Here is a 12,944-nt window from a genome sequence, read left to right on the forward strand (position 1 = left end):
CGCCGAAACGGAGCCTGGTCGATGCCTAAATCTTTTGCGGGTGGGCCTCAAACTTAGAAGTCATACCCGAGCGTGAAGTAGAATTTGGGGCCGCGCTCCACGTAGTCTTCCTGCCCCCAGGCCACGTCGAGCTTGCCGTAAAAGCCCAGCAGCGTGGTGCGGGCCCCAAAGCCGTAGCCCAGCAGCATGGGGTTGCGGAAGTTGACCACCGTGGCCGAGAAGGCATTGCCGTTGCTGGGCCGGATCTGGGTGTTGAAGGAGTTGTTTTCGTTGAAGGGGTTGGAGCCCGAGTAGGCCGTGCCCATATCGCCGAAGGCCGTGAGCTGCAGGTTGCGGAAGAAGCCCGAGTAAATGGGCTTGCGCGAGAGGACCTGAATGATGGGTACGCGCAGCTCCGAGTTCAGCAGCACGTATTTGGGCCCGCTGCGCTGGTTGTAATCGAAGCCGCGCAGGTTGGTCACGAACTGCTGGTAGAAGATGTCGGCCGGGTCGTTATCGGGCCGGTTAAACTTCACCTGGTCGAAGTTCTGGTAGTCGTAGTTCAGCCAGTTGTCCATGCCGCCGAGGCGGAAGGTTTTGGCCGAGGGCCCGAAGAAGTGGCCGTAGCTGGCACGGTTGGCCCACACGATCTGCCGGTATACCTTCTGGTAGTGGCGCAAATCCACGTAAATCTTGCCGAAGTCGTCGTTGCTGTTGCCCACGCCGTTGAGCTTCATCATGCCCACCTTCATGCGGGTGCCCTCGAGCATGTTAACGCCGGTGGCAATGGCGTTGTCGAACACCATTTCGGCGCTGCCGCCCAGGTACTTCCGCTCCCGGTCGTTGACCTCCGAGAGGTCGGTAATGGCCAGCACCGCCGTGTTCACGAAGCGGGCATTGGCGCGCACGCTCAGGTTGTGGGTCAGCGGGTAGGCCACGCCAGGCGTCACTTCCAGGCGGCTGAAGCGCAGCTCCTTGTTGTCTTCCGACCAGAAGTAGCTCTGCTTTTCCAGGCGCAGGCTCCAGTCGTAGCGGCGCTTCAGGTTGGTGTACTCGCCGAAGATGCGGTTAGTGCGCAGGTCGGTGAGGGCGAAGATACCGGCCCGGATGCGCTGGTCTTCAAATAGGTCCGACATGTTCACCTGCCCGATCAGCCCGATGCCCAGCAGCGGGTCGGCGTGCACCGACGACACCACGTTGTCGAGGCTGAAGCGGGTGTCGTAGCGCTGCGGACCAGTTATACCCAGCTCGGGGGCGGCGGCCGGCCGGGCCACGGCAGTGGTGGCTGCCCGGCGGGGCCGCGGCTTGGGCACGTCTTCCTCGAACTGGTAGTCGCTCACGTCCACGGCCGGGTTGCGCAGCGGGGGCTTGGCGGCCGGCTGCTGGCTTTGCGCGGGGGCATTGCCGGTGCCCGGGCCCGTGCCGGCCGCCGTTTGAGCGGGGCGCTGCGCGGCGCGGGTCTGGGCGGCCGAGCGGTCTTCCAGAATTTCCTGCCGCGCCGTTTTGGCCAGCTTCAGGTTGGTGGGCAGCTCGTACTTGGGGTAGGCGTACACAAACTCCCGGGCGCGGTCGGCGGCCACGAAGCCCAGCGCACCGGTGGTAGCGTTGTAGTCGAAGCTCTTGAGGTTGTTAAGGAAGGCGCTGGCCGCGCTCCGCTCCCGGGTGCGCAGGTTGTAGCGGAAGATGCTGCGCACCCCGCTTTCCTCGCTCAGGTACAGCACCTCGTCCTGCGACACCACCCGGGGCCTGGTTTCGTTGGAGATGGTAGCTACCAATTGCTCAATGGGCTTGGCGCGGCCGTCGAGGTGGTAGGCAAACAGGTCGTAGTTGTTCACCACCGCGTTGAAGCCGCCCTTGGCCGTGCCGGTCGAGTCGAGCCAGCGGTTGGAGCTGAACACCAGGGTCTGGCCGTCGGGCAGAAACACCGGCTGCACGTCGTCGAACAAATCGTTGGTCAGTCGCTCGGGCTGGCGGCTGCCGGCGCGCAGCACGTAGATGTCGGCCTGGCCGTTGCGCACGCCGGTAAAGGCCAAGGCCTTGCCGTCGGCCGAGTAGCTCAGGTCGAGCACCTGGCTGAAGCTGTTGAACAATGCCGAGCCCTGGCTGCGGCCGAAGGGCAGGGCCTCGCGCAGACGGGCAAACACCCCGGCCGCGCCGCCGTCGGCGGGGCGCAGGCGCAGGTTGAGCTTGCCGCGGCTTTCCTCGGCCACGGCCAGCTGGCTGTTGTTGCGCCAGGCCAGCACGGGCAGCTCCAGCTCGACCTGCTGGTCGGGGGTTTTGTAGCCGCCGCCGTGCACGGTATGCCGGCCGCCGCTGCCGTCGGCATTGGTCACCACCACGCGGTAGCGGCCGCGGTCGTTTTCGGTGTAGGCCAGCAGGCGGCCGTTGGGGCTGATAACGGGCTCGGAGTAGCGCAGGCCGCGGCGGTTGCGGCTCATGAGCTGGTGCTGCTCGTCGGGCAGCACGTAGGCCGTTTCGGGCTGGCCGTTCAACTGGCGGTAGTACGCCAGCCAATCCTTAAGAAACACCTTATAGGGCACGTTCAACGACGAACTGATGCCGGTTTCCACGTCGCGGGTGATGCGCGTCAGGTTCAGAATGTTCTGAATGCTGGTGTAGCCGTAGCGCTCGGCAATGTAGTTCCACAGGCTCTGACCCGCCAGCTGGGGGTTGCGCAGGAAAAACTGGGCTGCGCGGTCCTTGTCGACTTTCTGCGTCATGTCGCGCATGTAGTCGTCCATTTCCACGCTCCAGCCCTCGGCCGCGTAGGCCGCGGCGCCCATCACAAACCAATCGGGCAGCTGCAGCAGGTAGCTGCTCTGAATGACTTCCTTGAGCGAGCCGCCGTACATCATGTCGTTGAGCAGCACCCGGGTAATCTGGTAGCTTAAATCACGCTTGAACTGAGTTTGCTCGCCACTGAAGGCCAGTTGCACCTTGGTCATGCGCAGCAGCGAGGTTTCGCCGCCGGTGCCGTACTTGTCGGCGTCGAGGCCCACGTTGCTCTGGCGCAGGTCGCCCACCGAGTTGTAGAGTATCAGGGTGGTTTTCGAGTACGGGTAGTAGCCGATGAGCGCGGTGATGCGCTGCAGTTCGGTTTCGGCGTACTCGGCCGCCCGCCGGGCCGCCAGCTCGCCGCCCGAGTAGTAGTACACGGTGAAGTTCTGCGTGCTCAGCAGTTGCCAGTCGAAATCCTTGTACTGCAGGCGCACTCGCCCGAAGTTTTCCTGGGCCGACTGCGCCGCGGCGCCCAGGGGCCAACCCAGCAGCAAGGCCAGGGCCAGCACCGCGCCCCGGCACCGCACCGGCAGTTCAGAAGAAAAGAAGAAATGCTTCATATAGCCAACGGGGCAGAAACGAAGGAAAAATCAGGACGCGGTAAGGGTGGCCGGAGCGGCAACGGAATACAACGTCTGATAACGTAGAATATTGACTTCCGGCCACAGCTCGGCGCCGGTTTCGAGCGCCTCGGCCAGCTGCGCCGCCAGCCCGGGAGCCAGCAGCACGCCTTTGGAGCCCAGCCCGTTGAATACCGCCAGGGCGGGCCACTGCGGGTGCACGCCCAGCAGGGGTTTCCGGTCGCGCACCGCCGGCCGCACGCCCGCCCGCTGCCCAGTCACCACGAAGGGCGCATCGGTCAGCTCGCGCAGGCGGCTGCTCAGTTCCTCCCGGGCCTCGGCGGTGCAGCCCTCGGCGAAGGGCGGCCAGCGGTAGGTGGCGCCCACGCGCAGCCGTCCGTGGCCCAGCGGCACCACGTAGGCCCCGCGGTTGAGCACGTGGCTGGAGGGTAGCGCAGGAGCGTCCACGTCGAGCACTTCGCCTTGGTTAGGAGTTACGGGCAGCCAGCCAAACCACGGGTTACGCACCACCGCGGCGCCTTCGCAGAACACCACGCGGCGGGCGCGCACGCGGCCGGCGTAGCGGGCTCCGGCTGCATCGGCAACAAGCTGTTCGGGGGCAAAAGTTTCGGGCCACAGCCAGCCGTTTTGCCGGCCGTCGGCGGTCAGCCCGTCGAGCAGGGCGGTGGTGTCGACCCAGCCGCCCTGGCGCAGCTCCAGCCCGCCGAAGGGCTCCCGGATGTGGGGCAGCGCGGGCAGGGGCAGGGCGGGGTCGGCCACGTAGTCGCCCCAGCGCCCGTCGGCCGAGCGGGCCAGCACGTCGTTCTGCTCGCGCACCGAGGAAAACAGCTTGCGGATGGGCATCTCGTGCAGCAGCGGCCGGGCCAGCTCCTGCTCCAGGCTCCGGTAGAAAGCGCGGGCCGCGGGCAGCAGCTCGGCAATGCGCCACGAGAGGGCGAAGCGCTTACCGGCCACGGGATTGATGAGGCCGGCGGCTACCCGCGAGGCCGAGTCGGGCCGGGGTGCATCGAGCACCAGCACGCGGCGGCCGCGCCGGCGCAGCTCCCAGGCCAGGGCGGCGCCGGCCAGGCCGTGGCCCACAATCAGGTAATCTACTTCGGCTGGCGGCGCGGGAGTTTCCATTCCGGGCAAAATACGCACTTTCCGGGGCTGATTGCGTAACTTACCCTCCCGTTATCCGCCCGCCCGTCCCGGCGGGCCTTTTCACTACTGCATGACCGTTTCGGGCTTTACGTTCAACGCCTTTTCCGAAAACACCTACCTGCTGCACGACGCCACCGGCGCCTGCGCCATCGTCGACCCGGGCTGCTACGAGCGGGCCGAGCAGCAGGCCCTCCAGCAATTCATCGAGGCCCGCCAGCTGCGCGTGGCGCTGCTGCTGAACACGCACTGCCACATCGACCACGTGTTCGGCAACCAGTTCGTGCTCGACACCTGGCCGGGCACGCCCTTCCTGATTCACGAGGCCGACCTGGCCACGCTGCGCGCCGTGCCGGCCTACGCTCCCTCCTACGGCTTTCCGCACTACTCCCCCGCCGAGCCCACCGGCTTTCTGACGCCGGGCGAGCCGCTGCGCTTCGGCGAGACCGAGCTGGCAGTGCGCTTGGCCCCCGGTCACGCGCCCGGCCACGTGGTGTTCTACCACGCCCCCACGCAGGTGGTCATCGGCGGCGACGTGCTGTTTCAGGGCAGCATCGGCCGCACCGACCTGCCCGGCGGCGACTACGCCACGCTGATTCGCAGCATTCGGGAGCAGCTGCTGACCTTGCCCGACGACACGACCGTGTACCCGGGCCACGGGCCGGCCACGACCGTAGGCGCCGAGCGGGCGTCGAACCCTTTCCTGAAATAGTTGGAACCCGGGGGCTCTGGGTCCTGGTCGTCCTTCGGCCAGAGTCCAAGCTCCCCAGCCCCCAAGCTCCTTTGAAACGACACCTTCCCAACGCGCTGACCTGCCTGAACCTGCTCTGCGGCTGCGTGGCCCTGACCCTGATCCTGGACTTCGACCTCGCGCCGGTTGCTACGCAGACCCTGCCGTGGGGCGTGCTGGTGCAGGCCGCTTTTCTCATTGGCATTGCCGCCGTGGCCGACTTCTTCGACGGGCTGGTGGCGCGGGCCCTGCGCGTGTCGTCGCCCATCGGCAAGGACCTGGACTCGCTGGCCGACATGGTTTCCTTCGGCGTAGTGCCGGGGGCCATTCTCTTCAAGCTGCTGCAATACGCCTTGCCGGCGGCCGGCCTGCCCGATTCGCTGGCCTACTTGGCCTTCACCGTCAGCATCTTCTCGGCCCTGCGCCTGGCCAAGTTCAACAACGACACCCGCCAGTCCGACTCCTTTATTGGGGTGCCCACGCCGGCCAACACCATGCTCATTGCCGCGCTGCCGGTCATTCTCAACCACGACCAGTTCGGGGTCGGCAGCCTGATTCTGAACCCCTGGGTGCTGCTGGGCCTCACCTTTCTGATGTCGGGGCTGCTGGTGGCCGAGCTGCCGCTGTTTGCCCTGAAATTCAAAAACTTCACCTGGCAAGACAATTCGCTGCGTTTCGTGTTTTTAGGCTTGTCGGCGGGCTTGCTGCTGCTGCTGCAGGCAGCGGCCGTGCCGCTGATTATCCTGCTCTACGTGCTGCTGTCGGTGCTGCGGCCGGCGGCTGGATAGCGGGGCTACAATATTTCGCCGGCTGAACAGTTGTAAGGACGCCGCGCCAAATGAACCGGGCTGGGCCCAACGGTTGTTCGGAAACACATCCGCCACTGCGTAACCTTAGCTGCTTGAACCACACCGCTATGCGCTTTTCTACGTTGCTGCTGCTGCTCACGCTGCTGGCCACCGATACCTGGGCCCAGCTGCCCGGGGCGCGCAAAACCATCGGCTGGCAGGGCCAGACCACGCTCCGCCTGCGCAAGGGTGAGGTGCAGGTGCCCACGTTTGCCGAGGCCAAGTTCGAGCCCGAAGGCCGCCTGCCCTACCTCACCTTCCGCCTCGACGGCTACGTCACCAGCGTGCAGCTGGCCGCTCCCAGCTACGAGGCCTTCGCCGGCGCCGAAGCCAAGGCCTTCGACGTGCCCGAGCTGGGCGCCGCGCCCAAGCTGGTGCTGCGCCACGGCTACGAAAAGCGCCGCCCCGTAACGCTGGTGACCCTGGTTCCCCTGCGCCGCAACGGCCAGTCGGGCCAGCCCGAAAAGCTTACCGCCTTCGGCTATACCTACACCACCGGTACCGACGAGCTGGCCAACCGCGGCCGCCGGCGCACCTACGCCACCAACTCGGTGCTGCGCCAGGGCGAGTGGTTTAAGGTGGGCATTGCCGGCCACGTGCAGGGCGGCCACGACGGCAGCGGTATCTACAAGCTCGACCGCAGCTTCCTCTCGTCGCTGGGTTTGCCGGTGCAGTCGCTCGACCCGCGCTTCCTGCAGCTCTACGGCAACGCCGGGGGCATGCTGCCCCAGGCCAACAGCGCCGCCCGCCCCGACGACCTGCCCCAGAACCACCTGCTGTTCGTGGGCAACAACGACAATGTGCTCGACGCCAACGAATACTTCCTGTTTTACGGCCGCGGCCCGCACACCTGGGAACCCAAGGGCACCACGCCCACCGGCTTCCGCCACGTGCTGAATTTGTACGCCGACACCGCTTACTACTTCCTGACGGTGGGTCAGACGCCGGGCCTGCGCGTGGCCCCCCGCGCCGACGTGACGGGCACGCCCACGGCCACCATCCGCCAGTCGTGGGAGCGGCAGTTTTACGAGCTGGACCTGGTAAACCTGCTGCGCTCGGGCCGGCAGTGGCTGGGCCAATCCTTCAACAACGGCACCCAGCGCGAAGTCAGCTTCACCGTGCCCGACCTGGTGCCGGGCACGCCCCTGCGCGTGACCACCTCCCTGGCCGCTACCAAAGTCCCCACCCGCTTCTGGTCGTATACCATCCCGGGCGACACCATCGACCAAAGCACGGACTTCGCCCTCACCCTCAACGGCGCCGCGCTGGGCTCCCAGCGGGTGGTAAACCTGAGCTGCGGCTGGCCGGGCTCCTCCAACTGCTACCCCGAAGCCGCCAACACCTCGGTCCGCACCTACACCACCACGGCACCGGCGTCGACCAACCTGCGCCTGGCCGTGCGCTACGACAGCCGCGGCGACCAGGCCGCGGTCGGCTACCTCGACTACGTGGAAGTGCAGGGCCAGCGCCGCCTGCAGCTCAGCAGCGGCAGCAACCAGCTGAGCTTCCGCTCCCTCGAAAACCTCGGCGCGGGCAACGTGAGCACCTTCGAGCTGGGCAACGCGGCCAGTGGCCTGACGGTATGGGACGTGACCAACCCGCGCCGGCCGCAGGTGGTGGCGTTGAACGGCGGCAGCTTCGTGGCCCGCACCGACTCGGTGCGCGAGTACGTGGCCTTTGGCAGCGGCAACTTCGACGCGCCGCTGAGCTTCGGCCGCGTGGGCAACCAGAACCTGCACGCCCTGGGCATCGACCCGGTAGACCTGGTTATCGTGACCCACCCGGCATTTCGCGCCGAGGCGGAAAAACTCAAGGAGCACCGCCGTCAGCACGATGGCCTCAAACCCATCGTGGTGACTACCAATCAGATTTACAACGAGTTCAGTTCGGGCGGGCAGGACATCACCGCCATCCGCGACTTCCTCAAGATGCTCTACGACCGCGGCAACGACCTGTACGTGGTGCTGCTGGGCGATGCATCGTACGACTACAAGGCCGACCCCAGCAACTCGACCGACCCCAACCGGATACCCGGCTGGTGGAAGGATCGGCAGGTGAAGGACAGCGAGAACCAGAACTTCGTACCCACCTACGAGTCCCGCGAATCCTTCGCCCGCATCTCGCCGCGCTACAGTGCCCCGGGAATTTCCTACTGCTCCGACGACTACTTTGGGTTCCTGGATGACGCCGAAGGCGAATGGCCCGATACGGCCACTCCCACCAGCTTTTTCATGGACGCAGCCATCGGGCGCCTGCCCGCGCGCTACCCCCGCAATCAGCCCGGCTCGGCCGAGCAGGCCCGCACCGTTGTGCAAAAGCTTATCGACTACGACAAGCCCACGGCCCAGGGCAAGTGGCGCAACCGCGTGACCTTCGTGGCCGACGACGAGCAAAGGAGCAATCTGCACATCGACCACTCGGAGGATGCCGTGAACGTAACGACCAGCGCGGCTCCTGCTTTCAACAGCAATAAGGTTTACCTCGACCTGTTTCCCCAGCTGCCCACCTCGGGCGGGCAACGTTCTCCCGACGCCAATGCCGCCCTGGACGCGGCCATTGAGCAGGGCTCGGTGCTGGTGGGCTATGCCGGCCACGGCGGCCCGCGCGGCTGGGCCGACGAGCAACTGCTGACCAATGCCAGCGTGCTGCAGCTGCAAAACCGGCAGAAGCTCACCTTTATGTTTACCGGCACCTGCGACTTTGCCTGGTACGACGACCCGGCGTTCAACTCGGCCGGGGAACAGATTCTGACCGACACGCCCGGCGGGGTAGTGGGCCTGTTTACGACCACGCGCATCGTCGATGCCTTCACCAATCAGGCCCTGGCGAATCCGTTCTACCGATCCTTGTTTAAGCGCAACGCCGCCACGGGCCAGTGGAACCGCCTCGGCGACGCGGTGGTGTTCGGTAAAAACGAGGATGGCACCGACGTGGCCAACCGTAACTTCACGCTGCTGGGTGACCCGTCGATGCGCCTAGCGTTTCCGCAGCTCTCGGCCCAGGTGCGTACCATCAACGGCCGGCCGCTTACGCCCGCCGCGCCCGACACCATTCGGGCCCTGCAGCGCGTCAAGCTCGAAGGCGATGTAACCGACCTAGGCGGTGCTTTGTCCACGACTTTCAACGGCACGGTGCAGGTGACCGTGTACGAAAAACCCAGCAGCATCCGCACCCTGGGCGACCAGCAGACGCCGCCCATGTCGGTGCAGGTACAGAAGGACGTGGTGTTCGACGGGCAGGCGCGCGTCGACAACGGCAAGTTCCAGGTTGAATTCGTGGTGCCCAAGGACATCAACTACAAGTTCGGTCTGGGCAAAATCAGCCTGTACGCCGCCGACCCCGCCCGCAACATCGATGCCCACGGCGCGCACGGTAACGTGACCATCGGCGGCGCCAGCGCCACCGCCGCGCTCGATACCATTCCGCCCGACATCCGGCTGGCCATGGACACCGAGTCGTTCGTATTCGGCGGCCTGACGGCGCCCAACACCACCCTGCTGGCCAAGCTCAGTGACGCGAGCGGCATCAACACGGCCGGCACCGGCATTGGCCACGAGCTGACGGCGGTGCTCGACAACGACCCCAGCAAGCTCACGGTCCTGAACGAGTACTACACCGCCGACGTAAGCGGCTTCACCAGCGGCCGGGTCAACTACCTGTTCAAGAACCTGGAAACCGGCCCCCACTCGCTGAAGGTGAAGGCCTGGGATACCTACAACAACTCGTCGGAGCGCACCGTGGAGTTCATCGTGGCCAAAACCGACAAGCTCGCCCTGGACCACGTGCTGAACTACCCCAACCCCTTCGCCAACCGCACTACCTTCCACTTCGACCACAACCGCGCCGGCTCGCCGCTCGACGTGCAGGTGCAGATCTTCACCGTGTCGGGCAAGCTGGTGCGCACCCTCAACGCCTCGCTGCCGGTTAGTGAATCGCACGTGAAGGACGTGGAGTGGGACGGCCGCGACGAATTCCGCGACCAGCTGGCGCGCGGGGTGTACGTGTACCGGGTGAGCGTGCGCACGGCCGACGGCTCGCAGGCCAGTAAATTTGAGAAGCTCGTGCTCCTGAACTAGGCGCCGGGTATTTTACCGCTGACATTCCGCATTTTTCTGCTCTCTATGACCCCTACCCCGACGACTGTGCGCCGCGTCCTGACTCCGGCCCTGGTGCTGGCAGCCGCCCTGGCTGCCCAGGCCCAACAGTCTCCCAACACCATCACCACCGCCGTACCCGTTCTCACCCTCAGCCCCGACTCGCGCGGCGCCGCCCTGGGCGAAACCGGCGCGGCTACTTCGCCCGATGCCAACTCGGCCTTCTATAACCCGGGCAAGCTGGGCTTTCTGACCGCGCCGGCGGGGGCCTCCCTCTCCTACTCGCCCTGGCTGCGCGCCATTACCGACGACATGGGTCTGCTCGGTGCTTCGGGGTACAAGAAATTTGGGCAGCGCGGTGCCCTCTCGGCCTCGCTGATGTACTTCGACCTGGGTACCATCAATTTCCGGGGTGAGAAGAACGAGGACCTGGGCAATTTCAACCCCAAGGAATACGCCGTGAGCGTAGCCTACGGCCAGCAGCTAAGCGAGAAGTTCGGGGTGGGCGTGGCCGCGCGCTACATTCGCTCCAATTTGAGCGTGTCGAGCGGCCCCGGCGTGGACACCCGCCCCGGTAACGCCGCCGCCGTTGACCTGGGCGTGTACTACAACACCGGCCTGACGCTGGGGCCCAGCGAGTACAACTTGGCGCTGGGGGCGGCCGTGACCAACATCGGCAACAAGATTACCTATACCCGCGCCGATCAGGCCGATTTTCTGCCCACCAGCCTGCGTCTGGGCTTTGCCGTGACCCGCGAGCTGGATGCCTACAACAAAATCACCCTCACGGCCGACGCCACCAAGCTGCTGGTGCCCACGCCCTACTACATCGACGGCCGTGCTCCCAACGACCCCGAGGTGGTAGCTAAAAACGAAGAAATTGCCCGCAAGGGCGTAGTCGACGGCATCTTCGGCTCCTTCGCCGATGCCCCCGGCGGCTTCCGCGAGGAACTGCGCGAAATCAACCTCTCGGGAGGGGTCGAATACTGGTACAACGACCTGCTATCGGCCCGGGTAGGCTATTTCTACGAGAACCCCAAGAAGGGCGACCGGCAATACCTCAGCCTGGGTCTGGGCTTACGTTACCAAGTGTTCGGCGTCGACGCAGCTTACCTGGTGCCCAATTCCCGCAACAATCCCCTGGCCAACACGGTACGCGTTTCGTTGCACTTCAACTTCAACGGCCAGGAATCCGCAGCGCCCAGCGACGGCGACGCCGGAGTTCCCATCAACTAAGCCTGCATGCTAAACCGACTCGTTGCACCCGCATCGCGTTCCATCGAACAAGTTACCCTGCCGGCCGCCGAAGTCGTGCCCTTGGCCAACGGCGCCCGGCTGCACATCCTGGTCAATACGGCGCAGCCCGTCATCCGCTTTCAGATTGTATTTCCTGCCGGGCGCTGGTATGATCCCACACCCGGTATTTCGTTGCTGGTAGCCCGCACGCTGCTCGAAGGCACCCGCACCCGTACCGCCCGGCAGATTGCCGACGAGGCCGCGTTCTATGGCGCTTCGCTGGAGTGCGAGCAGGGCTTCGACCGGACCACGCTCACGCTGTATTGCCTCAGCAAGCACTTTGAGGCGCTATTGCCCCTGATACACGACGTGGCTACCCATGCCAGCTTTCCCGCTGGCGAGGTGGAACAGTTCAAAACGCGCACTATTCAGAATATTCGCGTCGAGCGGCAAAAGACCAGCTACCTGGCAGCCGAGCGTCTTTCCCGCAACCTCTTCGGCGTTACTCACCCGTACGGGATAGAGTTCGACGAGCAGCGCTTTGCCAGCCTCGAAGCCCAGCAGGCCCGTGACTTTTACCACGCGGGCTTCTGTTTGTCCGAAGCCGAACTGTTCCTCTGCGGCCACGTGGAAGATCAGCACCGCCGCCACATCGAGCAGTTGTTTGCGCAGTCCGACGAAGGCCCGGGCGCACTGGTGAAGCAAGCCGAACCCCAACCTGCAATGCTGCCGGTCGACTACGTGCCGGTTAAAGACAGTCTGCAAGCTACGTTGCGCCTGGGTCGGCTCTGGCCCGCCGCCACTCACCCCGACAACCACGCCCTGCAGGTGCTCGTGAAGGTGCTGGGAGGCTACTTTGGCTCCCGCCTGATGAAGAATATCCGGGAAGACAAGGGGTTCACCTATGGCATCTACGCCAGCATTGCGCACCGGGAACACGCCAGCCAACTGGTCATCGGTTCCGACGTCAACGCCGAAAATGCCCGTGCTGCCGTAGCTGAGGTTCATCTCGAACTCAACCGTCTGCAACAGGAGCTTATTCCCGAGGACGAGCTGAGCACGGTCAAAAACTACATTACCGGCAAGTTCCTAAACGAGCTTGGCACCGTATTCGAGCAGTGCGACAAGTACAAGTACACTGTGCTGCTGGGTCTGCCGGCTGACTACTACACGCAGTATCTGAGCACGGTCAACCACGTAACCACAGCCGAGCTTCAAAGGCTAGCCCAGGCCTACCTGAGCCCTGAAGCGCTAAGTACAGTAATAGCTGGCCCTCCTCAAGGTTAATCAGAACCGCAAATAAGAAGCCCTGCCCCATAAATGACGGGGCAGGGCTTCTTGTTTGCGGCTGTTGCTGAACAAAACCGCGAGTACCGTCAGGCTTCAAATCTTTGCCAAGTCACTTTATGTTGGACCAGATAGGAAACAGGTCTAAATAGGAAATCGGAACCGAAGTCCAGGCTGCTAATCTGCCAAGCATTACCGGCTGGCGGGATAAGTGGACGAGGAAGGCCTACAACGCAGAAACGCCCCCCGCGGTCGGGCGGACCGGCGGGGG

General features: G+C 64.8%; 7 protein-coding genes. 5 read left to right on the forward strand and 2 right to left on the reverse strand.

Annotated features, from left to right (window positions below; genetic code table 11):
• Positions 1-53: 53 nt before the first annotated feature.
• Both ACE191_RS20925 and ACE191_RS20930 read right to left on the reverse strand, forming a co-directional pair.
• Complete coding sequence (locus ACE191_RS20925; RefSeq protein WP_400194204.1) at positions 54-3,317, reverse strand: hypothetical protein; 3,264 nt, start codon at positions 3,315-3,317, stop codon at positions 54-56.
• 30 nt (positions 3,318-3,347) lie between these two features.
• Positions 3,348-4,460, reverse strand: a complete 1,113-nt coding sequence (locus tag ACE191_RS20930; protein ID WP_400194205.1) for an NAD(P)/FAD-dependent oxidoreductase — start codon at positions 4,458-4,460, stop codon at positions 3,348-3,350.
• Between the two features lie 91 nt (positions 4,461-4,551).
• On the opposite strand from ACE191_RS20930, the gene ACE191_RS20935 reads away from it, so the two are divergent.
• The 5 genes from ACE191_RS20935 (at position 4,552) to ACE191_RS20955 (ending at position 12,673) form a co-directional block, all read left to right on the forward strand.
• Entirely contained in the window at positions 4,552-5,190 is a 639-nt protein-coding gene (locus ACE191_RS20935; protein WP_400194206.1) for an MBL fold metallo-hydrolase, read from the forward strand.
• 71 nt (positions 5,191-5,261) lie between these two features.
• Entirely contained in the window at positions 5,262-5,996 is a 735-nt protein-coding gene (locus ACE191_RS20940; protein ID WP_400194207.1) for a CDP-alcohol phosphatidyltransferase family protein, read from the forward strand.
• A 128-nt stretch (positions 5,997-6,124) separates the two neighbouring features.
• The gene (porU, locus tag ACE191_RS20945; RefSeq protein ID WP_400194208.1) at positions 6,125-10,132 is read left to right on the forward strand and encodes a type IX secretion system sortase PorU; all 4,008 of its coding nucleotides are present in this window, start codon (positions 6,125-6,127) and stop codon (positions 10,130-10,132) included.
• A 45-nt stretch (positions 10,133-10,177) separates the two neighbouring features.
• Positions 10,178-11,386: a type IX secretion system outer membrane channel protein PorV gene (gene porV, locus ACE191_RS20950; RefSeq protein WP_400194209.1), complete on the forward strand. Its 1,209-nt coding sequence runs from the start codon at positions 10,178-10,180 to the stop codon at positions 11,384-11,386.
• 6 nt (positions 11,387-11,392) lie between these two features.
• Complete coding sequence (locus ACE191_RS20955; protein WP_400194210.1) at positions 11,393-12,673, forward strand: M16 family metallopeptidase; 1,281 nt, start codon at positions 11,393-11,395, stop codon at positions 12,671-12,673.
• Positions 12,674-12,944 lie beyond the last annotated feature (271 nt).

Origin of the sequence: Hymenobacter sp. B81, from assembly GCF_044628455.1 — a bacterium.
Taxonomy (GTDB): Bacteria; Bacteroidota; Bacteroidia; order Cytophagales; family Hymenobacteraceae; genus Solirubrum.

Coding starts and splice junctions, on each gene's coding strand:
- ACE191_RS20925 (WP_400194204.1), bottom strand. CDS start 3,317: ATGAAGCATTTCTTCTTTTCTTCTGAACTGCCGGTGCGGTGCCGGGGC.
- ACE191_RS20930 (WP_400194205.1), bottom strand. CDS start 4,460: ATGGAAACTCCCGCGCCGCCAGCCGAAGTAGATTACCTGATTGTGGGC.
- ACE191_RS20935 (WP_400194206.1), top strand. CDS start 4,552: ATGACCGTTTCGGGCTTTACGTTCAACGCCTTTTCCGAAAACACCTAC.
- porU (WP_400194208.1), top strand. CDS start 6,125: ATGCGCTTTTCTACGTTGCTGCTGCTGCTCACGCTGCTGGCCACCGAT.
- porV (WP_400194209.1), top strand. CDS start 10,178: ATGACCCCTACCCCGACGACTGTGCGCCGCGTCCTGACTCCGGCCCTG.
- ACE191_RS20955 (WP_400194210.1), top strand. CDS start 11,393: ATGCTAAACCGACTCGTTGCACCCGCATCGCGTTCCATCGAACAAGTT.